Source organism: Spirosoma pulveris (genome assembly GCF_054781875.1).
This window is the reverse complement of sequence record NZ_BAAGTO010000005.1, coordinates 317,252-340,868: the sequence shown is the minus strand read 5'-3', so window position 1 is coordinate 340,868 and position 23,617 is coordinate 317,252. Positions and strand designations below refer to the sequence as shown.

Annotated in this window: 18 protein-coding genes; 10 read left to right on the top strand and 8 right to left on the bottom strand. The window is 52.1% G+C overall.

Features of this window, described 5'->3' with window-relative positions:
- The first annotated feature begins 120 nt into the window (after positions 1-120).
- The 7 genes from ACYVJM_RS19265 to ACYVJM_RS19235 all read left to right on the top strand — a co-directional run bounded on the left by ACYVJM_RS19265 (position 121) and on the right by ACYVJM_RS19235 (position 11,095).
- Positions 121-1,113 (top strand): fasciclin domain-containing protein, encoded by a 993-nt coding sequence (locus ACYVJM_RS19265; RefSeq protein WP_461149853.1) that lies wholly within the window; start codon positions 121-123, stop codon positions 1,111-1,113.
- Positions 1,114-1,370: 257 nt separating this feature from the next.
- Positions 1,371-4,448, top strand: coding sequence for a DNA polymerase I (gene polA, locus ACYVJM_RS19260; protein ID WP_461149852.1), 3,078 nt, complete (start codon positions 1,371-1,373; stop codon positions 4,446-4,448).
- Between the two features lie 220 nt (positions 4,449-4,668).
- Positions 4,669-6,411: a serine hydrolase gene (locus ACYVJM_RS19255; protein ID WP_461149851.1), complete on the top strand. Its 1,743-nt coding sequence runs from the start codon at positions 4,669-4,671 to the stop codon at positions 6,409-6,411.
- A gap of 363 nt (positions 6,412-6,774) precedes the next feature.
- Complete coding sequence (locus ACYVJM_RS19250; RefSeq protein WP_461149850.1) at positions 6,775-7,974, top strand: MFS transporter; 1,200 nt, start codon at positions 6,775-6,777, stop codon at positions 7,972-7,974.
- Between the two features lie 185 nt (positions 7,975-8,159).
- Positions 8,160-9,125, top strand: coding sequence for an SPFH domain-containing protein (locus ACYVJM_RS19245; protein WP_461149849.1), 966 nt, complete (start codon positions 8,160-8,162; stop codon positions 9,123-9,125).
- Between the two features lie 76 nt (positions 9,126-9,201).
- Positions 9,202-9,930 (top strand): universal stress protein, encoded by a 729-nt coding sequence (locus ACYVJM_RS19240; protein WP_461149848.1) that lies wholly within the window; start codon positions 9,202-9,204, stop codon positions 9,928-9,930.
- A 271-nt stretch (positions 9,931-10,201) separates the two neighbouring features.
- Entirely contained in the window at positions 10,202-11,095 is an 894-nt protein-coding gene (locus ACYVJM_RS19235) for a hypothetical protein (RefSeq protein ID WP_461149847.1), read from the top strand.
- A 43-nt stretch (positions 11,096-11,138) separates the two neighbouring features.
- On the opposite strand, the gene ACYVJM_RS19230 is transcribed toward ACYVJM_RS19235, so the two are convergent.
- The gene (locus tag ACYVJM_RS19230; protein ID WP_461149846.1) at positions 11,139-11,762 is read right to left on the bottom strand and encodes a pyridoxamine 5'-phosphate oxidase family protein; all 624 of its coding nucleotides are present in this window, start codon (positions 11,760-11,762) and stop codon (positions 11,139-11,141) included.
- 86 nt (positions 11,763-11,848) lie between these two features.
- On the opposite strand from ACYVJM_RS19230, the gene ACYVJM_RS19225 reads away from it, so the two are divergent.
- A complete protein-coding gene (locus tag ACYVJM_RS19225; RefSeq protein WP_461149845.1) occupies positions 11,849-13,423 on the top strand; it encodes an aminotransferase-like domain-containing protein in 1,575 nt (524 codons plus the stop codon).
- Here ACYVJM_RS19225 and ACYVJM_RS19220 read toward each other — a convergent pair.
- The 3 genes from ACYVJM_RS19220 to ACYVJM_RS19210 all read right to left on the bottom strand — a co-directional run bounded on the left by ACYVJM_RS19220 (position 13,351) and on the right by ACYVJM_RS19210 (position 15,331).
- Positions 13,351-14,106 (bottom strand): hypothetical protein, encoded by a 756-nt coding sequence (locus tag ACYVJM_RS19220; protein ID WP_461149844.1) that lies wholly within the window; start codon positions 14,104-14,106, stop codon positions 13,351-13,353. The genes ACYVJM_RS19225 and ACYVJM_RS19220 overlap by 73 nt on opposite strands.
- Positions 14,107-14,183: 77 nt before the next feature.
- On the bottom strand, positions 14,184-14,447 hold the full coding sequence (locus tag ACYVJM_RS19215) for an Ada metal-binding domain-containing protein (protein WP_461149843.1): 264 nt from the start codon (positions 14,445-14,447) through the stop codon (positions 14,184-14,186).
- A gap of 32 nt (positions 14,448-14,479) precedes the next feature.
- Complete coding sequence (locus ACYVJM_RS19210) at positions 14,480-15,331, bottom strand: methylated-DNA--[protein]-cysteine S-methyltransferase (protein ID WP_461149842.1); 852 nt, start codon at positions 15,329-15,331, stop codon at positions 14,480-14,482.
- A 205-nt stretch (positions 15,332-15,536) separates the two neighbouring features.
- On the opposite strand from ACYVJM_RS19210, the gene porU2 reads away from it, so the two are divergent.
- On the top strand, positions 15,537-18,794 hold the full coding sequence (gene porU2 / locus ACYVJM_RS19205) for a putative type IX secretion system sortase PorU2 (RefSeq protein WP_461149841.1): 3,258 nt from the start codon (positions 15,537-15,539) through the stop codon (positions 18,792-18,794).
- Here porU2 and ACYVJM_RS19200 read toward each other — a convergent pair.
- Positions 18,791-19,492, bottom strand: a complete 702-nt coding sequence (locus ACYVJM_RS19200; protein ID WP_461149840.1) for a hypothetical protein — start codon at positions 19,490-19,492, stop codon at positions 18,791-18,793. The two genes, porU2 and ACYVJM_RS19200, sit on opposite strands and share 4 nt — an antisense overlap.
- Before the next feature lie 183 nt (positions 19,493-19,675).
- Here ACYVJM_RS19200 and ACYVJM_RS19195 point away from each other — a divergent pair, with 183 nt between their 5' ends.
- Positions 19,676-21,601 carry an asparagine synthase-related protein gene (locus ACYVJM_RS19195; RefSeq protein WP_461149839.1) on the top strand — a complete coding sequence of 642 codons (1,926 nt, stop codon included), beginning with the start codon at positions 19,676-19,678 and terminating at the stop codon, positions 21,599-21,601.
- Positions 21,602-21,607: 6 nt separating this feature from the next.
- Here ACYVJM_RS19195 and ACYVJM_RS19190 read toward each other — a convergent pair whose 3' ends face one another.
- From ACYVJM_RS19190 to ACYVJM_RS19180, 3 genes are all read right to left on the bottom strand, one after another.
- Positions 21,608-22,717, bottom strand: coding sequence for a nucleotidyltransferase domain-containing protein (locus ACYVJM_RS19190; RefSeq protein ID WP_461149838.1), 1,110 nt, complete (start codon positions 22,715-22,717; stop codon positions 21,608-21,610).
- An 88-nt stretch (positions 22,718-22,805) separates the two neighbouring features.
- Positions 22,806-23,261: a lasso peptide biosynthesis B2 protein gene (locus tag ACYVJM_RS19185; protein ID WP_461149837.1), complete on the bottom strand. Its 456-nt coding sequence runs from the start codon at positions 23,259-23,261 to the stop codon at positions 22,806-22,808.
- Positions 23,233-23,520 carry a PqqD family peptide modification chaperone gene (locus ACYVJM_RS19180; protein WP_461149836.1) on the bottom strand — a complete coding sequence of 96 codons (288 nt, stop codon included), beginning with the start codon at positions 23,518-23,520 and terminating at the stop codon, positions 23,233-23,235. Before ACYVJM_RS19180 ends, ACYVJM_RS19185 begins: the two co-directional genes overlap by 29 nt.
- Positions 23,521-23,617: the final 97 nt, after the last annotated feature.

The following is a 23,617-nucleotide window of genomic DNA, read 5'->3' as shown; positions in this document are numbered from 1 at the left end:
TAGCGGTAACTTTTTAAGCGAAAGGAACGATCAGTAAATATTGATGAACATTAGCATCATATTGTTGTTGTTTGCACAGCGGACAACCCGTTCCACTCAAATCCCCATCTTTAATCACTCATGTTAGCTAATCATAATCCGTTCGCAGGACGGAAATCATCGTTGCTTGTAGCCTTGCTGGTCTGGTTGACAGTTTCTTTTTCAGCATGTAATGAAGTAGATAATAACACGCCCACTTTCCCAACCATTGGCGAGATTGTCAATACAGGCAGTCGGTTTACCTTGTTGAAAGCGGCCCTGGTTCGGGCTGGGCTGGACGGAGTGATGGCTCAGCCGGGCACTTACACGGTATTCGCCCCTACGGACGATGCATTCAAGGCATTTGGCTATGTGGATGCTGCCGCGATTAACGCAGCTCCCGTCGAGTTACTGAAAACGGTATTGCAGTACCACGTTCTCGGCGCTCGGGTTGCCGCAGCGGATATACCGACGGCTATTAATACTGCCCAGCCAACGCTGTCGGGTTTGCCCGTGTACATATCGAAAGTTGCATCGGGCACCGGTACCGCAACGGCCGTATCAATCAACGGGGCCCGCGTACTACAGGCCGACGGACAGGCTAGTAATGGCGTTGTTCACGCGATTGACCGGGTGCTGTTGCCACCTGTATTTGGCAATGTAGCCGCTACGATTCAGGGCATTCCAACGCTTCTGCCAACCGCTTCGTTCAAGCTCCTGACGGCGGCCGTGACGAAAGCAGGTATTGGGGGAGCACTGACGGGGCCAGGCCCGCTAACTGTATTTGCACCGACCGATGCAGCGTTTAAAGCGGTGGGTATCGACTCTGCCGTTATTGCCAATACATCGTCAACGGCCTTAACCGGCATCCTTACGTATCACGTACTGAACAGCCGTACGTACAGCCCGCTCATTACGAACGGTGCCAGCCTGTCTACGCTCCAGGGAGGAACGATCACGGCAGGTGTCAGCACAACGGGTGTTACCGTTTCGGGTAAAGGAAATGCGGGTGTTGCTTCGAATGTTACTGGCCCGGACATTACGGCTACGAATGGTGTCGTGCACATCATCGACCGTGTGTTACTGCCTCAATAAGGTAATCCATTAATAACACCAACGGCAAGAGGTGCGCTGGTGGCGAAGGAGACAATGACTGTCTCTTTGCCACCAGCGCACCTTTTTTAATAAAAACCGCCTGGTAAGCTATCGGTTCAACAGGAATCAAAACCCTTGGTGAACTGTTCTGTTTACGTAAAGCTTTATGCATACTTCTTCATAATTTGTCAGGGTCGATGCGCGTGATTGTCCGCAATACTGTCGACCTTTGGACTATTGACAGCTACTAGTATCGAATGGCCAAACCAACAAAAAAACTGTTTTTATTAGACGCGCTGGCGCTTATTTACCGCGCTCATTTTGCCTTTAGTAAATCGCCCCGTATCTCATCGAGGGGTATCAATACATCGGCCGTGTTCGGGTTCATGAACGCCATGATTGAGGTGTTGACGAAAGAAAAACCCACCCACATTGGCGTAGCCTTCGACTCTGCGAAAAAGACATTCCGGCATGAGTCATTTCCGATGTATAAGGCCAACCGGCAGTCGCAGCCCGAAGATATCAGCGTAGCTATGCCCTATATCAAGCAGATTGTGGAGGCCATGCACATTCCCATGCTGATTTTAGATGGCTACGAGGCCGACGACATCATTGGGACCATCGCCAAAAAAGCGGCTCTGGCCGATTTTGAAGTGTACATGATGACGCCCGATAAAGATTACGGGCAGTTGGTGGAAGAACACATTCATATTTACAAGCCCGCGTTTATGGGTAAACCCGCTGAAAAGCTGGGCGTAACGGAAGTGCTCGAACGCTGGCAGATTGAGCGGATCGAGCAGGTAACGGATATGCTTGGTTTGATGGGCGATTCGGTCGATAACATTCCGGGTATTCCGGGTATCGGCGAGAAAACGGCGCAGAAACTCATCGCCGACTTCGGGTCGGTTGAAAACCTCATTGCCCGTGCCGATGAACTGAAAGGGAAACTCAAGGAAAACGTTGTCAATTTTGCCCAGCAGGGCCTGATGTCAAAAGAACTGGCCACCATTCATCTGGATGTGCCAGTGCCGTTTGATGAAGAGCACCTGCGCCACACCGAATACGATAAGCCCCGGTTAGCCGCCTTGCTGGACGAACTCGAGTTCCGCCAGATGAAGACCCGGTTGCTGGGGGGCAATTACGACGAAAAACCGTTGCCAACTGCGTTTCAGACAGGTGGGGCAGGTCAGATGAACCTGTTCGACTCGCCCGGCGGAGATGCTCCGGCTTTTTTGCCCTTTCCGAATATGGGAGCGTCCAATCCCTCGGGGGCGAATGACCTGCCATTCGATTTTGGCGCCGAGTCGACACCCGCAGCGGCACCTGCCGAGAAGCCCAAAGGTAAGCGCACCGCCGTTAAAGTGCCGGTGGCGTCGGGCTCAGAAGCGACCCCGACGGGCGTGACCGATACGGTTACCACAGATGATAAGCCGGGTACAGAGGTGAGCGAAACAAACGGAACGCCTGCTTACCTGGACGTTTATCCTGATTACGAAATCGATGAAAATCAGCCCGAACGACGCAAGACCATTCTGTCGGTCAAGCACGATTATCGGCTGGTCGATACGCCCGAACTGCGAGCCAGTCTGGTGCATTACTTAAGTCAGCAGGAGAGTTTGTGCTTCGACTCTGAAACGACCGCCATCGACCCCGTTGAGGCCGATTTGGTTGGGTTGTCCTTCGCGTATCGTGCGGGCGAAGCCTTCTACGTGCCCGTTCCCGCCGACCGGGCCGAAGCGCAGGCGATTGTCGATCAGTTCAAACCTGTTTTCGAGAATCCGGCCATTGAGAAGATCGGACAGAACCTGAAGTACGACCTGCTGATGCTGAAAAAGTACGGCGTGGAAGTACAGGGAAAGCTGTTCGATACCATGATTGCCCATTACCTGATTGAGCCCGAAATGCGCCACAACATGGACATGATGGCTATGACCTATCTGAATTACAGCCCCGTCGAGATTGAAGCGTTGATTGGCAAGAAAGGAAAGGGCCAGTTGACCATGCGCGATGTGGATATTCAGAAAGTGGTGGACTATGCGGGCGAGGATGCCGACATTACCCTGCAACTGAAACACGCTTTTGCCCCCCGGCTCGAAAAAGATAACCTGCATAAACTCTTCGATCAGGTCGAAATGCCGCTTGTTCAGGTGCTCACGGATCTGGAGTTGGAAGGCATTAAAATAGATACCAACGCACTGGCTGAACTCTCAGCCACGCTGGAGGTCGATATGCGGCAGGTGCAGCAGGAGATTTTCGAAATTGCCGGTGAGTCGTTCAACATTGGCTCGCCGAAGCAGTTGGGTGAAGTGCTGTTCGATAAACTCAAGCTTGATAAGAACGCTAAAAAGACCAAAACCGGGCAGTACGCCACGGGCGAGGAAATCCTGTCAAAGCTCGAAGCCGAGCACGAAATAGCCCGTAAAATTCTTGATTACCGCGAGTTGATCAAACTCAAGAACACCTATGTCGATGCGCTGCCGCTGCTGATCAGCAAGCGCACCGGACGGATTCATACGTCGTTCAATCAGGCGGTAGCGGCCACCGGACGATTGTCGTCCACAAACCCGAACCTGCAAAACATCCCGATTCGGACCCCACGCGGACAGGAGATTCGTAAAGCGTTTGTGCCGCGCGGGCCGGAATTCGTGATCATGTCGGCCGACTATTCGCAAATCGAACTGCGGATCATGGCGGCTTTCAGTGGTGATCAGACGATGCTCGAAGCCTTCAATAACGGCGTCGACATTCACACCCAAACGGCCAGCAAAGTATTCCACGTGGGACTCGACGAAGTGACCAGCGACATGCGCCGGAAGGCTAAAACCATCAACTTCGGTATCATTTATGGTATCTCATCATTCGGCCTGGCGCAGCGGCTTAAGATTCCACGCAAGGAAGCAGGACAGATCATCGAAGAGTATTTCGCGGGTTTCCCGGCGGTGAAAGATTACATCGATCAGTGCATCGAAAAGGCCAGAGGATTTGGCTATGCCGAAACCATTCTGGGTCGTCGCCGATACCTGCGCGACATCAATTCCCGCAACCAGACCGACCGGATGTTTGCCGAGCGCAACGCCGTAAACGCCCCCATTCAGGGTAGTGCCGCCGACATGCTCAAGATTGCTATGATCCAGATTCACGAGTTCATGCAGGCCGAGCGGTTGAAGTCTAAAATGATCCTGACCGTACACGACGAACTCGTCTTCGACGCCCACCGCGACGAAATCGACCTGCTCCGTGTGCGTGTCGATGAGATCATGAAAAACGCCATCCCGATGGGCGTGAAGATGGAAACCGGTATCGGTACGGGTGCGAACTGGCTGCTGGCGCACTAAGGATTTTGGTGCGCGCTGGCTGGCGGGGGCATTCGTCCGTGCCTTTACATACAGGCGAGCATTTGCCCGCTAATCATCTAGTAACCCCATCCTGAAAATTAGTCAGGATGGGGTTTTTATTGCCATTTATCCGGGCTATCAACCGACAACTCATTTTTCATGAAGCTGAGGAACAGAAAATAGTAATCTTGATGAACGATCAACTTTCCCATCTCCTCTTATGAAAAATGTAAGTGTACTTCACCGGATCAGCCTGTCGGCGGTCGTTTTGCTGCTCATGGCAGGGGCTGCTTTTGCCCAAACCAAGTCTGCTAAAATTGATGCCCTTGTTCAGCAGTATGTCGCCAACCGACAGTTCAATGGTGCCGTACTGGTGGCCGATAAAGGACAGGTTATTTTCAAGAAAGGCTATGGTATGGCCAACATGGAATGGAACATCCCGAACGCGCCCGACACCAAATTCCGGTTGGGCTCCATCACCAAGCAGTTTACGGCCATGCTCATCATGCAGTTGGTCGAGAAAGGGAAGCTGAAGCCAACCGGTAAAATCACGGATTACCTGCCCGATTACCCCAAAGCTACCGGCGACAAGATCACGATTCATCATCTGCTCACGCATACCTCGGGCATACCGAACTACACAAGTTTTCCGAAGTTTTTCGAAACCCTGAGTCGGGAGCCGGTTACGCCGGAAGGCTTCACAAAGCAGTTTGCCGATAAACCACTCGATTTCGAACCGGGCACCAAATTCTCCTACAGCAATTCGGGCTATTTCCTCCTCGGTGTTATCATCGAAAAGGTAACCGGGAAGCCATATGCCGAAGTGCTGAACGAAAGCATCCTTGTTCCGGCGCAGATGGCGAATACCGGCTACGATTTGTTTGGCCCGATTATACCCAAACGGGCAACGGGCTATGAAAAGAAAGGCAACACCTATGTAAACTCGCCTTATCTCGACATGTCGATTCCGTATGCGGCCGGGTCGATGTATTCGACTGTCGAGGATTTATACCGTTGGGACCAGATTCTGTATACGGACAAACTCCTGTCGGCGAGCGGAAAAGCGAGCCTGTATACCCCGTTTTTAGATGGGTATGCCTACGGCTGGGGTGTTGGTAAAGTGAAAATTGGGCAGGTAAAAGATAGCCTGCTGCTGATTGAGCACTCCGGAGGCATCAACGGCTTCAACACCATCATCAGTCGATTGCCCAAAGACAAACAATTGGTCGTTTTGCTGAACAATACGGGCGGGGCACCGCTCGGCGATATTCGCAAAAACATCCTGCGTATCCTGTACGACCAGCCGGTGGAAGCACCCAAAAAGCCCATTACTGACCTGCTCCGCCAATCTGTACTAAGTGATCCGCTGGATAAAACGAAACAAAAGTTTAGTGCCTGGAAGGCCGATAAAGCCTATGCCGTGAGCGAAAACGAGATCAACGCGCTGGGTTATGAATTGATGCGGGAAGGCAAGGAGAAGGAAGCCCTGAGGGTGTTCGACCTGAACGCCGATGCGTTTCCGGAATCGTATAATGTTTATGACAGTCGCGGAGAACTCTACATGAAAATGGCTAATAAAGCAGCCGCCATCCAGGATTATAAGCGGTCGGTGGCCCTCAACCCGCGCAACACCAATGGATTTTTGATGTTGAAAGAGTTGGGCGAGTCTGTTGAAGTGCCTAAGCAGGAAGGCGTTGTGGTTGATAAAGCTACCCTGGAATCTTACGTCGGCAATTACCAGTTAGCACCTAGTTTCTCCATTGTTATCACGCGTGAAGGCGACAAGCTTTACGGTCAGGCTACCGGACAAAACCGTTTTGAACTCTTTCCTGAATCGAAAACTAAATTTTACCTGAAAGTCGTTGATGCACAAGTTACCTTCTCCAGCAATGATAAAGGCGAAGTAGAGCAGCTGACACTTCACCAGAATGGGCAGAATATGCCGGGTAAGCGTCTGCGTTAGGTGTTTGATAAATTGAATATTTCTAAGGTAATAGCGGGCAACATTCAATGAGAATGTTGCCCGCTATTATTTTTAGTTGGTCATTGTGAGTGAAGTGCTTCTGAGCAAACGTGTGAATCCTCGTTTTTAGTTAAGATAATTTAAACGTTTAAACAGGGTACCGGGCCAGTGAGTCTATCTCTGTGCCTTTGATGCAGACGGTAATTGTACCGACTGGCTAATAAATTAGAACATTTGTAGAATAGGGAACATTTTTGCACTTTTTTTATTTGCGTGATAAAGTAAGGTACTCTAGCGAGTGCCTTACGGTGAGCTTTCTCTGTTGAAAGAACTCACAGGCTGTCAGTAAATAGTACGCTGCAAATGAAGAAAAGTCTGTTACCACTTGCCATTGGGGGCTTCGGTATAGGTATGACCGAGTTCGTCATCATGGGTATTCTGCCCGATGTGGCCAGTTCCCTCCAAATTTCCATTCCCGTTGCCGGTCACCTGATTTCGTCCTATGCATTGGGTGTTGTGCTGGGTGCCCCGCTGCTGGTGGGCATTGCCGGGAATTACCCCCCTAAGAAGATCCTGCTGGGCCTGATGGCTCTGTTTACGTTTTGTAATGCCCTGTCATCCTTTGCGCCAAACTATGAAATCATGATGATTACCCGTCTGTTGTCGGGTTTGCCGCATGGTGCGTTCTTTGGCGTTGGGGCCGTAGTAGCCAGCCGGTTGGCGGGTAAAGGAAAAGAGGCACAGGCTATTTCAATGATGTTTGCCGGGCTTACCGTGGCCAACATCATCGGCGTACCGTTGGGTACCTATATTGGCCACACCATGAGCTGGCGCATAACGTTTATTATTATCGCTGCCGTGGGTCTGGCGACCATGTTCTGCATTCAGAAATTGCTGCCGGTGATGCCCGTAGTAGGGGAGTCCAGTCTGCGCAAAGACCTGAAACTGTTCACAAGAGTGGAGCCCTGGCTGATTCTGGGCATTACGGCCATCGGCACGGGCGGTTTGTTTGCGTGGTTCAGCTACATCGCCCCCCTGCTGACCGAAGTTGCTCATTTTGGCAGCAGCCAGATCACCTGGATACTCATTCTGGCGGGTCTGGGCATGGCAACCGGCAACCTGATTTCCGGCCGCACCGCCGATTTGATCTCACCCAGCAAAGCAACGGCCTTGTTTTTGCTGCTGATGACCTGTAGCCTGATCGGCGTGTATTTCGTGGCTCAGTATCAAATACCGTTGCTGATCATGACCTTCATTACCGGAGCCATTGCGTTTTCGTTGGGTGCGCCCATCCAGATCCTGATGATTCGGGCCGCCAATGGTTCAGAAATGCTGGCTTCGTCGGTTAGTCAGGCCGGGTTTAACATGGGCAACGCACTGGGTGCTTACCTGGGTGGCTTGCCCATTGCTGCTGGTCTGGGCTATGCTTCGCCCGAGTGGGTGGGCGCTGCGCTGGCATTTGCCGGGTTTATCCTGGCGATGGTTGTTTATTTCCGGCAGAAAGAAAAAGGCGTCGAAGAAACCGAAGACGTATCCAGCTACGAACTGGTGGCCGGTCATTAGTGGGGTTTTGTACTGGTTGATTTATGGAGTAGGTAAAATGACCTTACTTTACCATTTCACTTACTCCACGAGCCAACCACTACAAAACCCCACCACCTTACCACTTTAACAAATTATTGCCGACTTCATAAACGGATTCCGTACTTTACACGGAATCCGTTTTTTGTTTCTAACCAATTGACCTCATGAATCTTTTACTGATCGTTTTTATTCTGGCACTGGTCGTTATTTACCTTTCTGTTGTCATAGTGCAACAGGGGACTGTTGCCGTCATCACTGTATTTGGCAAGTATGCCCGTGTTCTCCGGCCGGGGCTTAACTTTAAGATTCCGTTTATTGAAGTCATCTACCGCCGTATCTCAATTCAGAACCGCTCCGTCGAGCTGGCGTTCCAGGCCATCACCGCCGATCAGGCCAATGTCAATTTCAAAGCCATGCTGGTGTATTCGGTACTGAATCAGGAAGAAGAAACCGTTAAAAATGTGGCCTTCAAGTTCATCGACGAAGCCTCCTTTATGCAGGCCCTGATTCGAACCATCGAAGGCTCTATCCGGAGTTTTGTGGCCACCAAACGACAGTCCGAAATTCTGGCCCTGCGGTCAGAAATCATCGAACACGTCAAATCACAACTCGATACACTGCTCGAAAGCTGGGGGTATCACCTCACCGATTTACAGCTCAACGACATTGCCTTCGATGAGGTCATTATGCGGTCGATGGCGCAGGTAGTGGCGTCGTCAAACCTGAAAGCCGCTGCCGAAAATGAAGGCCAAGCCTTACTGATCACTAAAACCAAAGCAGCTGAAGCCGAAGGAAATGCCATTCAGATTTCGGCTGAGGCCGAGAAAAAAGCCTCGCAGTTGCGCGGGCAGGGGGTGGCTTTGTTCCGGGAGGAAGTGGCCAAAGGGATGGCTGAATCGGCGAAAGTAATGACCGAAGCCAAGCTGGATGCTTCGCTGATTCTGTTCTCCATCTGGACGGAGGCCATCAAGCACTTCGCCGAAAATGGACGGGGCAACGTTATTTTTCTGGATGGCTCAACCGATGGAATGGAGAAAACAATGAAACAGTTACTGGCTGTTCAAACCATGAACAGTGGTATCGAATCGAGCGGAATCATTACACCACCACCAATATCGGGTAGACAGTAAGCTGATAAAATTCGGAAAATATTGGGAACGTTACGCCTTTCATTTGTTGATTCTAACAAAACTGATTCACGCACAAATGACAAACCTGCTTTTTCCTACCGATTTTTCGAATCATACATCAGCTGCCCTGGACTGGGTTCGCCTGTTTGCCCGCAAAACGGGGGCTACCGTCACGCTGCTGCATATGTACCAGCCCATGTTGCCCGATACTACGCTGCCTACTGTTGGCGATCCGGGTTTGGGCGTCATGGCATCCATGGAAATTGAGGACATCAGCCGGAAGCGGCTTGAAGAACTGGCAACCCAGCTTCAGGCCGAGGGTTTATCCGTAACGGTTGAATGGCGTATTGGTGCAGTCGACGATGGCATACTCGACGTGGCCCGCGAGCACTCTGCCGATTTGATTATCATGGGGCGCAGCGACCTGAGCACCTTCTTCGACCGCCTGGCGGGTAGTGCCGTGACGGATGTTGCCGATGAGGCCGTTTGTCCGGTGCTGATCGTGCCCACCACGCCTGAGGGTCAGTCCATTCGCCCGGCACAGGTGCATACCATCGCTTATGCGATGCAGGCTCAAACAACGCAGTCTATCGTGGCGGCCCAGACCGATTCGCTGGTCGATGCGTTCCACGCGAAGCTGGAAGTGCTGACGGAAGACAAGCTAGAACACACGCACGCCGACTTGATCGTAATGCAGCTATCGCCTAAGGCCGGTTTCCTGGATAATCTGTTTCACCCGAACCACACAACGGCGCTGATTAAGAAATCCGATGTGCCCGTGCTGGTGTACCACGAGAAAAAGTAGCCCCGGATTTTATAGCCGGGAAAGCTAATTTCATGATTATCAAAACTGAACCCGACGCCTATGTGTCGGGTTCAGTTTTGATAATCGTTGCTGATACGTTAGTCTGGAGAGGAACGGACTTTGTCAACCACCGGAAAAGAATATGGCGGTAACACGGTGATACTACCGTTTTATAAATTCAGTATGCATTAGTATTCTTTTTTTATAAAAAAATATAATTTTGTCAATACGTTCATGCTTGCCTCGGCAATCGAATTTAATCATAATGCCTATGATCCCCTCTCGTCTATACACAGGATTTATTAGTCTGCTGCTGGTCGTTGAGTTGGTTGGTTGCAAGGATAACTCAACAGTAGTAACACCCGATACGGATCGGTTACGCATGAAGACCATTACCCGGCAAATAACCAGCAGTGCCAGTGTAAGTTCCGTTAGCGCCTTTTCTTATGACGGACAGGGCCGATTGAGTTCCATTATGGCTTATCAGCTGCCTGACAGCCTGGTCGCACCCGTTGAAAAAACGCTTTATCAGTACGATACTCAAAATCGCCTGGTACAGGTGCAGCACGCGGTGGTTCGGCGTGGATCGAACTCAGAGACGTATACCCTGACGTATAATGCCGCGGGTCAGTTGACGCAAATGGCCAACTCGCCGTCTACCTTCACCATAACTCCTCAATACAACTCCGCTAATCAGGTATCAGGATACAGCCGGGGAATCGGTGTTGGAGGGCTTCGGTCCAGCGGAGGTGGCTCGTTTACCTTCACCGGAAATAACCTGACGGGCGCCACGGAGGACTTTAAAGTGTTCCGTTCCGGGGAGTCACCGTCGGCCCCTCCGGTCTACAGCCGACTCACAAGCATGACGTATACATACGATGATAAACTAAATCCGTTTTATGGCGTATTCATCATTCCTGCGCCGGGCGTGTTTCTTCCGTTTGCCAGTTCACCCGGAGCGTTAAGTCCGTTCTACATGTTGTACGGTGGCCTTGATAATACACTTAATCTAAGCCAGAATAACGTACTGTCTGCCGTGGACGGCAACGCAACAACCACCCGGTATAGTTATACATACAACGCAGCTAACCTGCCAACCAGCCGAACGACGACGACAAATAGCACCGTAACTGAAGTCCTGCGCTTTGACTATGAGTCGTATTGAGTAAGTAGTCATAAATGTTCGGCGGCTGTCAGGTCAACGAGTTTCATACCAGATAAGCCGGTAACGGGATATGTTTATCGCCTTCTTTGGGTATAGGTGTCAGCCGAACTGTTTGCAGTGGAATGACCCCTGCCCAGGTAGGTAAGTGCTCATCTTCGGGGTCGTCGCCGGGGCCGCCGGTTCGTACTTTGGCCGAGGCTTCGGCCAGCGAGAAAGCCAGCACGGTTGTTTTCCGCATTTCGCTGTCTGTTGTCGGACGCAGGTCATCCCAGCGGTTGGGTATAAGGTGATCGGTAATCAGGGCCAGCGCTTCCATTCGTTCGCCATCATCGGTTACTTTTTCGGCCGAGGCAAATATGACGACCGAGCGATAATTGACGGAGTGGTGAAACGCCGACTTTGCCAGCACCAGTCCATCGGCCAGCATCACCGAGATACAGACCGGATTCCCCTGTTCGATAGACCGGATAAAATGGCTGCCCACCGACCCGTGAATGTAGAGTTTATCGCCCTTTCGGGCAAAAGCGGTTGGAATAGCCATTGGCTGCCCGTCCATAACATAACTAACTGTACAGAAGAGGGCTTCATCCAGAATTGGGTGGATGGTTTCGGCGTCGTAATGGGCACGTTTGGCTAAACGACTGGGAGTAGTGCGGTTGGTTTGCATTGAGTCACTTGCTTTTGATGCACCAAATGTCTTGTTTTATCGGTCTATGCAAATCGTCCGGTTTGGATAAATCAGCTAGTCCGGTTATGGTTCCCTTCAAATCATTGATTCAACTCGACAAGGCGTCGTCAACGCCCGTTTTTGTTCAGCTCAGCAACCAGCTTGGCCACCTGATCCGGCAGGGAACACTTGCTCCGGGGCAACGGCTTCCCGGCACCCGCCAGCTTGCTGAGCTGTTGCAGTTAAATCGACAAACCATCGTGGCGGCCTACGAGGAAGGGCTGGCGCAGGGTTGGCTCGAAAGTCGGTTGGGTAGTGGAACCTACGTGGCCGCTCATTTCCCGGATATAAAGCCGCAGAGCTTGGCGATAACACCCAATGAGTCGTCTATAATGACCAGCGAGGTCTCCGGGAGCCGGCTCGTTAATGAGCAACCGGGCTACGCCTTTGAGCCCGTGGATTTCCTGGTTCGGCCGGTACTGACCAATCAGGCCGGGTTGCGCCTGGATGATGGATTTCCGGATATTCGACTGGCTCCGATGGAGGAACTGAGTCGGGCCTATCGGTCGTATTTTCGGTGGGGTAACCCGCAGCAGCATTTTGGGTATAGCGACACCAAAGGACATCCGTTACTCCGGGAGCAGCTGTCGATTTACCTGAATGAAACCCGTGGGCTGCAAACCCGACCGGAAAACGTGCTGATTACCCGGGGGAGTATTATGGGGCTTCATCTGTCAAGTCAGGTTCTTTTACGGCCGGGCGACGTCGTAGCGGTGGGCGAAACAACCTGGTCGGGGGCGACCATGAACTTTAGAAAAGCGGGAGCTACGGTGCTGACCATACCCGTCGACCAGTATGGGTTGGATGTGGATGCGCTGGAAACAAGCTGCCAGACGCAGCGAATCCGAATGGTATTCGTAACGCCCCACCACCATTACCCCACCACCGTAACCCTCCGCGCCGACCGCCGTATCAGACTGTTGCAACTGGCTGAACAGCGTGGTTTTGCTATCCTGGAAGACGACTACGACTATGATTTTCACTACCTCAGTCGTCCCATCCTTCCCCTCGCCAGCGCCGACCGGCGGGGTATGGTCGTTTATGTTGGGTCGCTAACGAAATCCGTGGCACCCGCGTTTCGGGTGGGATACGTGGTGGCGCCTGCAGCCCTGATCGATGAACTGGCGCGGCACCGGCGCATCATCGACCGGCAGGGCGACCCCATGCTCGAATTTGCCATCGGGCAGCTGTTCAAAACGGGGGATATGAAACGCCATTTTCGCAAGACGCTGCGGGCCTACCACGCCCGGCGCGATTACTTCTGCGACCTGCTGGCAAATGCCTTGCCGGGTGTTGTTCAATTCAACAAGCCTGATGGCGGACTGGCGGTCTGGGCCTCTTTCGATCCGGCTATTGATATGGAGTTGCTGGCTCAACAGGCGGAACATAATGGGCTGTATCTGTCAAATGGGTTGTTTCATAACCCACCCGGGCAGCGACTGAACAGCACCCGACTGGGCTTTGCATCGAGTTCGGAAGCAGAGTTGGGACGGAGCGTAGGGGTGCTGAAGAAGGCCGTACAACAGGCTTATCTGGCTAGCCCGCCCAGTAAGGCAGAAACGACCCAGAAACCGAGTAACAGCAGCAGCGAACGTAAATAGACCCGACCCCGTTCACGCCGGGTCATTAGTTTCCAGGGCTTGATAACCTTATCGAAAGCGCGGCTCAACAGCACGAAGCTGCCAAGGAAAATTCCACCTCCCAAAAGGCCAGCCAGGAACGCCAGCGCTCCGTTACCGGCGCAAGCCAGACTACAGGCCAGTGCAACCGCGTAAGAACTTAGCAGAATGCCCAGCAGGAACAGTAGGACAAACCCAATCCGCTTTCCGGTCTGATCTTTAACAGGTTGTTCCTGTACCGGAACGGGTGCTTCATAAAAGGCCGGATTAGTGGCTTTCAGGTTCGGCGATGGCACGAGGGTATCCGGTCGAACCGCTATTTGCCGATTGCCCCAGGCTGGTTGGCTAAACGTTGGCTGTTGTGTGTTGGTGGCCCAAAATCCGCCTAGCGAGATGAACAGGAGATAGTTGATGATAAACGCTCCGAAAAGCCACCGTCTGCCGACCCAGTAAGGTTTATTGGTGATGCGCACCGATTGTGTTTGCACGAATAAAGCCCCCGCTAAAAGGCCTGAAATCAGCAACAGTAAATAGCCTGCGGGCCAACTCTCCAGCAGATTCATACCCAGTAGCAGTCCATTGGCTGCGTTGCTTGTTTCGCATAGAATAAGTAATGCAATGGCTATTCGGCTGTGTTGGCTGGCCCAGCGGGAGAGGTGTTTCATAAGTCTTTGGTGGGATAAGACGGATAGTCATCCGTTCATCCTGCCAAGTTTACCTAAAAAAATGAAAGTAGCAACTACTATTGATTTACCTCTTTCCAAATCTTGTATTCGCCTGGCATACAACGGGCGCAGGGTCGATACCCGTTGGCTATCGCTTCTGTTTCATCGCTGAAAAAGACCCGGCTTTCGACCTTCATTCGTTTGCCGGCCCGGCAGCTAAGATACCCGTAAATTTTGCCGGGGCGGTTTCCACCCAGCGTTACTTCGCTGTGCTTAATTAAGATGAACAGTGCCCTGCGTCGGGCAAACGGAGTTTCTCCCAGGTTGGTGTGGCGAATCATACGGCATCATGGAAAATCATTTTGACCAGCTTCTACCTATCCACTCGGGCGGCTTCCCAGCCCAGCATGGCTTGTTTGCGCTCAACACCCCAGCGATACCCGCCAAACAGCCCTGTCTTTTTAATGACCCGGTGGCAGGGAATCAGGTACCCAACGGGGTTTGACCCAATGGCGGTACCAACGGCCCGGGAGGCTGTGGGCTGGCCGATGGCACTGGCGATCTGGTCGTAACTCGCCAGATGACCTTCGGGTATCTTTAACAGCGCTTCCCATACTTTGAGCTGAAAAGCAGAGCCGCGCATCAGTACCGACAGGCCGGGTTTAGTGCCAGTTTGTTCGACTGCCGAGGGACTAAAAATCTGATCGGCCAGCGGTCGCAGGGCGATGGCATCATGCTGAAATGAGGCCTCGGGCCAGGCGGAAGTCAGAATGGTTTCGGCAACATCCCCCTCATTCAGAAAGTGCAGCAGGGCAATTTTACCGTTTATAGCCCCTAATAAATAGTGCCCGAACGGACTGGTGAAAATGCCGTAAGTGAGTTCTAAGCCCGAACCCGCTTGTTTGAATTGCCCCGGTGTGATGCCTTCGATGTTGACAAATAGATCGTGCAGCCGACCGGTACCGGACAAGCCCGCATCGTAAGCAGCATCGGCCAGGGGGGCACCGTTTCGCAGTCTGGATTTGGCATGTTCGAGGGTCAGGTACTGGCTGAATTTTTTGGGACTTACCCCTGCCCACTCCGTAAAAAGTCGCTGAAAGTGAAACTCGCTCAGGTTAACCTTAGCAGCCAGTTCGCCCAATGACGGCTGTTCCCGGTAATGGGTGGTCAGGTGCTCAATGGCGCGGGCAATTTGCTGGTAGGTATATGTGCTGTCCGTTGTCATAGTCTTTGCCGTTCTGGTTTGAATGCTAATGCTTCGATGTAGTTACCGATACAAAGGTCGCTCGAAAAGCAGGCTTGATAAACCCGATTCTTGCGGAGTTTTAGGGACCAGGCCTACTATCGGTTAATCCCGGGATTCGGTATCTTTGGTGAAAATTGACAATTCGCTGCCCGATCGGTTACCATCGGCAGATCTGCATCTAGGTATGAAAAAAGGGTTACTGCTCAGCTTGTTTCTGGTCAATACATTCGTTCTGTACGCGCAAAGTCGGTTCGGGAACGAATGGATACGGTCGGGTCAGAAATACCTCAAGCTCACCGTGAATCAGGCAGGCATGTACCGGGTCGGGTATGATGATATCAAGGCGGCTGATGCGTCTTTTCTGCAAACCAACCCTACCAGCTGGCAACTATTTTTCAGGGGGCAAGAGGTTGCCATTCGGGTGGTGGGGCAACAGGACGGCGCTTTCGATGCCCAGGATTATGTTGAGTTCTATGGTATCGGAAACGATGGCGCGTCGGATTCACTGGTCTACCGTCCGCAACAGCGACTGCATCCTTACCAGACGCTATTCTCCGACAAAACGGCTTTCTTTCTGATCAGTAACCCGACGCTGACCGGCAAACGAATGCCCGAACTTAAGCTGTCGGTGCAGGGGTTGACACCCGAGCCATTTCATGTAGAGGAAACCGTTCAGGCTTTCACGAGCGAGTATACGTTCAATAATTTAAAAGGCCTGGAACCGTTCCTGCAACAAAGCTATTTTGAGCCGGGTGAGGGCTGGTCCGGACGCCAGCTAACCGCCGATTCCGTTGGGTTAGTTCAACTGAAACTGCCGGGCCGAACGTCGGCAAATTGGCCCGTTACACTGGAAGGAATGGTCAACGGGCGAGATAATTCGTACCACCAGCTCCAGCTTCAGCTCGACGCCACCACCAATGCCCCGCTGGCTGTAGCGCCTTTTGGTGGCTTTTCAAGCCAAATATTCCGGGCTACGGTTACACCGGCAACGATTCAGAATGAGCAGCTTACCCTGCGCTTTCGAATCGAAAAAAATGGCTTTACCAACAACTATTCGATCACCTACGTCAAAGTAATGTATCCGCAGGCATTGGATATGTTCGGGCAGAATAGTAAAGAGTTTCGCATTCCCGCCAACACCCGTCCGGCCACTCTGCTGGCTATTAAAAACGTGCCTGCCGCATCGCTGGCATACGATATTACCGACAGAACCAACGTTCGGCTACTGGCTATCCAACCCACCGTCGACCAGGCGCAGCTTGTGGTAAACGAGACTACACAGGGCCGGGCCGTGTTCGTTACCAGCAAGATCAACAAACCGCTTGCCATCCAGTCGGTCCGCTTTCAGACGGAGGTGCCTAAAACGACCGACTACGTTATTGTTACGCACGCATCGCTCCGGCAATCGGCTGCTGCGTATGCCGGTTACCGGTCGTCGGCAGCAGGTGGAAGTTATAAGCCGTTTATTGTTGAAGCCGACTCCCTCTACGACCAGTTTAATTACGGCGAGAAAAGTCCGCTGGCACTTCGGCGTTTTGCCGATTATCTGGTAGCTAATACAGCCGTTAAAAACCTGCTGCTTCTGGGCCGGGCAAACAGCTATCCGTATGCCATTAAAACGGCTACTGATGACCTGGTTCCCACAATGGGCTATCCCGGTTCCGATATCTTACTGTCGGCCGGACTGGCTGGTTTTCCGCCCAACACCCCGGCCATTCCGACCGGACGCATCAACGCGACCTCCAACGATCAGGTGCTTGCCTACCTAGACAAAGTGAAGCAGATGGAGGGAGCGGGCTACAACGGTCTTTGGCGAAAACACATCGTCCACATCAGCGGGGGGAAATCGGCGGGTGAAGTTTCCAGCTTGCGGGAAGCCCTTAATGGCGTCGGCCGTATTTATACCAACGGCCTTCTGGGTGGGCAGGTGACGACCTTTAGTAAAAATAGCACCGCCGAAGTTGAGCAGATTAATATTGCCCCGCTGGTCAACGACGGCATTGGTCTGGTTACGTTTTTCGGCCACGCCGGCCCCACCATTACCGACATGAATTTTGGGTTTGCCTCTCCGCCCGAAAACGGGTTCCGCAATCAATATTATCCGTTCATGATTTTCAATGGTTGCGGGGTAGGTGAAATTTTTTCCAGCTTCAAAACCCTGTCGACAGATTGGCTTTTGGCTCCGCAAAAGGGTGCGGGCCTGGTGCTGGCGCACTCGTATTACAGCTATGAACTACCCACAACGCGGTTTCTAACCCGGCTTTACACCAGCTTATATGCCGATGCCAGCACACTGGGTTTGCCTTTCGGTAAGGTACAGCAGCAGGTTAACCTGGCCCTTGAAAAAGAAGGTGTGGATGGATACGACATTTCCGTGATTCTGCAGATGCTCTTGCAGGGCGATCCCGCTTTGAGTCTGTACCCCCTGCCAAATCCTGACTTTTCCGTCGAGGCAAAGGGTATGTACATTCAGGGGAAGGTAGCGGGTAGCTCGCTTCAGAACAGCGACTCGCTGCGGGTCGTCGTGCCCATAGCGAACCTTGGTAAGTTTGTAGCCGGCCAGTCGGTTGCGGTAGCATTGACAAAAACGGGCAACGGCAGTGCCAAAACTACGGTCCTGTTTCCGGCTTTTCGGTACCGCGACACGCTGGTGTACACGTTCGCCAAAGACGACAGGCTACAGAAACTGGAGGTAACGATCGATCCCGAAAATCAGCTTGTTGAGCTGAGTAAATCAAACAACAAAGCCAGTCTGGACATCGACTGGGCGCAGGCGAAGACGGGAACCAGTTATCCTCCCAACCGGTTTCCTGACCGGGTTGGCCCGGAAATCAACGTGTTTCTGGATGGGAAAGTCAGGGAAAACAAGGCCATCGTTGGCGTAAATACACGACTGGAAGTGTATATTCTCGACGAGAACCCGCTTTCGACAAACGACACAAGCGCCGTTGAAGTCTATCTGAAAAGCTGCGCCAGTTGTTCACTTAAAAAACTGCCATCCGCTCAGTTCACGGTATCATCGGTTTCGGCCAATCAGCTTCGAGTGGCTGCCAATGTAGCGCTTCAGGCGGGGGGGAGCTATCAGCTTATTGTTTTTGGAAAAGATGCCGCCGGGAATCGTACGCAGCCGCCCTATGTACTCGATATCAGCGTCGTGGCCAACGATGAGCCGGTTATGGTTGTGGCCTACCCAAATCCGGCGACGACCTACGTGAAGTTCGACTTTACCCTGAACCTGACGGAACTGCCTACCGAATCGCGGCTGCTTATCTATAACCAGTCGGGTGTGTTGGTGCACGATGAGGCCGTTTCGGTAACGACCGGCAAAAAGACCTGGTTGTGGCAGGGAACCGCAGCGGGCGTTTACCCGTATTCGTTCCGGCTAACGTACAAGGATGGTCGCACCGAAATCCATACCGGCAAGGTGGTCTGGCAACGTTAAGGCAGCCGATTGCTGGAAAGCAACGTCCATTTCTGGCGGCTTCCCGATGTGATAATCCCTTTGCCGATACAGTCGGGAGTGGCCTGACAGTAGGCGAGGGCGGTATTTTCGCGGTATACCAGGCCCACGTTTGGGGCATATATCCGAATGTATTTGTTCAGGCCAATCAGCGTCGAGTCGTTCGAGCCCACCACAGAAATGACGTTGTCGAACGATCGTTTGTTCAGCGTAATGGATTGACCACTGTTCTGATACCGGAGTAGGGTATCGGGGCGGGCGTTGTAGGTATTTACATTCCAGCTGGTAGCCGCCGAAATCGGAAACGTCAGACTCACCGTCGGAACATTGTTTTCCTGACTGACGACTTCCGAAAGCGTTTTGTAAACGGTTCGGATGGCGTTTACCTGCCAGTTGGACTGGTCCGAATTTCTGGCCGATTCTTCGACTTGATAGACCAGTTGCCCATTGCGGCTAAATGAACTGCCAATTTTCTGCTGAATCTGAAACACCCGCGTTGTGGCCGGGCTCGTGAGCGAATACGTTTCCTGCGTAACCTGGTAAATCCAGTAGTCGCCCGTTTGCAGCGGGAAATAGACCGAATCGTCGGGGCGAAGGTCCGTTGCTGGCTGACACCCCGCCAGTAGAGTAAGTAATGTCAGGAAAACAAGGGCAGTAGATCGTCGGCTATTTTTCAGCATGTTAAAACGGCGGAGAAGGCATATGGCAGGCTGAATTATCGGAAAACCAGCTCGGCCAGATGCGATTGCGAATGTACAAAAGATACGTGTGAAAAGGCCTCTTGTTCATAAATTGGGTAGTTTTGGCGACTACAGACAATGTAACCACTGTGTTTATTCAGGCGTATGGGCGGAATTGCGGGAATGATTCGATTTGATGGGCAAAACGTAACCGATACGGACCGAAGCCGCATAACTGAGTTGCTCAGACACCGGGGCCGCGTGGAAAGTCGGTTGGTTAAGGGGGGATTCCTGCTGGCTTTCGGCGGCCTGATGGATGCCACCGATTCGACCTGCATCCTGGCCGATACAGATGCACACCCCGACTCATTCTGCTCCGCCTGTCTGGAATCGTATAGTTATTCCGGTTCCCGTTCATTCAACGATCAAACGGCCGATTTCGCCTTGGCTCTGTGGGACCAGGCCCGGGAAACACTCGTCTGTGCCCGCGATATCATGGGGGTAAAACCGTTGTATTACGTGCACCAGTCCGGTCGTTTCGTGGCGTTTGCATCAGAAATAAAAGCGCTGCTGGCGCTAAAGGAACTACCGATCCGACCTAACGAGCACAAATTTCGGGAGTACCTGACCTGGTCAACTGACTACGTACCTTATAGCACCGAAACTTTCTACGAGGGCGTTTTCAGCATCTTGCCGGGTCATTATGCAGAACTGAACGCGCAGGGTGTCGATGTTCGCCCTTATTGGCAGATTGACTTAAGCGGGTATGCGGGTTTATCGAGCCCCGACGACTATTCTACTTTATTTGAATCCACTTTTACCGAGGCCGTTAGCCGCCGGATGGCCGGCAAAAAGCTCGTTGGCGCGCATTTGAGTGGAGGCCTCGACTCGTCGTCGGTGAGTTGCGTGGCGCAGGCCTTGTTGCGGCAACAGCAGCGCCCGACCCTGCATACCTTCAACATTGACACGCAACAACCCGCTGCCGATGAGCAGGCATTTGTACAGGCAGTCGTTGACAAGTGGCATCCTCATCACCACACGGTTCATCCCGTACCCGATGTGCTGGAGTCTGTGCAGAAAATCAGCCAGCTATTCGACCGGCCGGAGCATTTTATCATCCCGTCAAGCTTTCACCTGAGTGTGTCGCTGGCTACGCAACAGGTTGGCTGCGATAGCCTGCTGACCGGGCACGACGGCGATAGCGTTGCAACAATGGGTTTCGATTTTCTGGATCAACTGGTGGATGCCACCGATTGGGTGAATTTGGAAACGGCCTGTCGTCAGGTTACGGGTTTGTCGGGCCGTAACCTGACTCAGGTTGATGAAAATTGGACGAGCTTGTCCGGGCAGGAAAAATTTGAGCGATACGCGCTGACGGTCATTGGAGGCAACCTGAAAAGACAGTTTCGGGAGCAGTCGATTCCCGGATTTCTAACCACGTTTCGGGCGCAGAAGGCCGCGCTGGGGCTGTCGTCATCAGCCTTTGTTAGTTACTTGTCGAAGCGACTGCTAAGCCGGCTAAAAGCATCGGTGCCCCTGTCGAGCCCACTAAGTGATGCATTCAATGAGCGGGTGCCGGTTCGGGCGCAGCAAACGGCGAGTGGGCTGACGTCCGTGCCGGTAGCGGGCCAGCAGATGCCCCTCAACCAGATTGTCAACACGACCAACATTGTTTGTAATGAGCAGATGAACCACATTGGCGAATACTACGGACACAGCTATTCGTTTCCTTTCTTCGACAAAAACGTCCTTGAGTTATGCCTGGCAACTCCGCTTTCGGTTCATTTCGATCAGGGCCGGGGGAGGGGGCTCATTCGGAATGGCTTAGCAACTGTGATGCCATCGACCGTTGCTAACCGACTCACCAAAGCCAATTTTGTGGAGTACAGTACGCTCTCAGCGCAACAACTTTATCAGAATACGCACATGCTCTTCTCGTCGCCTAACCATGCCATCTGGGCGGTGGTCTCTTCGGAGAAGTTTGCCCGGCTTGTGAAAACAGTCTTCGACCCGCAGCTGCCGGTGAGCCGGAAAACCCGTTTCAACTGGATGCTCTGTCGGGTTATTTACCTTGCTCTCTGGCTGGATACCTTGCCAAAAACGTGCTGAAGCCGACTAGCGACGCGTGGGCAGAAAACGCGTTAGGGACTGACTTGCACGGATAAGCAAAGTTATTGGACCCAATTCTTTAGGGAGGTAAACAAACCGGTTTCCAACCTTGAAAACGCTGTACCTGAAAAGGCGGCTGCTTAAGAATGTACGGCAAACGGTGAGCTTTTTTCCAATCTGTGCCTGAGCGTTCAGAAGCAGGATCGCCTGTTTAATAATCAACTTGCTGTACTTGCTGGATTCGTCAGTTTCCCAGTTTGCAGCGTACCGATTGGCTAACGAGCGAAGCCGGGAAGAATTTACCAGCGGCTCAACGGCCTTCGGAAGGGGTAACTCCCAGATGTAAACGCACCAGTACAGGCCCGCCAGAAAAACCTCCTCAATGCCGTATCGACGCAGTTCCTGAAGTAGCCAGGGCCAGTTAATGTCCCGGTCATGAAGGGAGAAGTATAAATCGTTTACGTAGTAAAGTTGCTGCCAGACATTGTTGATGCCATGATGAACGACCAGAAGGATAATCTCCCGCTCGGCAGAAACCTCAGGTTGTGCACGAATATAATCCAAGTCGAAGCGGGCATAATGCCGGTTAAAACACAGGATTTGCCAGTGCAGGTCAATGTCGAAATGGCTGTTGTTGAAGAACGGCTTGAACAAACTGACTTCGTATAAATCGTTCAGGATCAGTTTTTCACCCTGCTGCCAGTGAAGCTGTTGCTGGTTGTTCAATTGGTAGTCATTGGCCTGTAGCAGCCGAATGGCTTTAAACGCATCATCCCGGCGAACCAGTATATCGATATCGCCAGAAATGCGAAGACTACTGTCCGGGTAGCCATGTTCGGCCAGATACACGCCCTTGAGGGGCCGATGATCGATGTCGTTTTCTGCCAGAAGGGCCGCTAACTGGTGGTAGTGGTGCAGTTTCAGCAGATTATCCGTGGCGGCTGTTCGGCAGTCTTGTTGAAGCGTATGGATAAATGACTCCGGAACGGCCGGGATTTGGTAAAGCGAACGGTATAAAAAAGGCGTGAGCCGATGCCGAGCGGCCAGGGTATACACGCGATTCCAATTGACGGCATGCTGATCTAGAAAGTCAGTCAGCCGTCGCTGCTTTTCCACTGACAGAGAAACGGAGCAAGCCATCAACAACAACCTAACTTCGGGCGAAAAACTAACCATCGTGCAGAAACGGAAGGGCTGTTGCCCCTTAATTCCAGTTTAAAATAGGCTTGAATACCTGATTAGGCTGTTCGCCCAAAACAGTTTTGTCCTTGTAGACGATCCAGGCATGGGCAGCAAACACTTGATTTCCTGTCTTTTGAACACCAATGTAGATACGGATAGCCGGATGGTTATGGAGCAGCCATTTGGCGCTAAGCGCCTGAACAAGGCAGGTGAACCCCAGCGGCAACCGGCTGCTGAGAACTTGAATAGCCCAGATTACCCGGCGAAGTTTTTCCTCCAAATGTGTTGTAGGGGCCGAACGTGCTTCCACCGCCTTATCCTCACTTTGAGCCCTTAGGAACGTGCGGAACGGTAGAACCAGCAGCAAGCATTTATACGCGAACAGTACTGCAAAAACCTGTACTAAAAGCCAACGTTCCGACCAGCTTAACTCCCTGAGCTTCGCCAGACTAGACTTTTGTCTCGATGAGCTTTTCACGCGATAGGGTAGCTAGAAACAACATTAACTCTTCCTGACAAACAGCCGGTTCTACGTCAAATTCGGCCAGGAGCTCATCCTGAATAGTTTGAACCAGCATCGTCTTTTTCTCCTGCAAGAGGGCCCAGATAAACCCGCCAACCTCATTCAGTTCGTAATAATTACCTGCTTTGTAATCGAGGAGAATAGTTTCATTCCCAATAACCGATGACGATTGATTGGGAACCAGTTCGATGCGTGTGTTAAGCGTAATGGCCATGAACAAAGGTAAAAATAGACTGGAAGGTACTAAAAAGAGCTTGATTCACCAACGTAGTATGCATGAACCGGATCGCTGATCTTACGACGGGCGTATA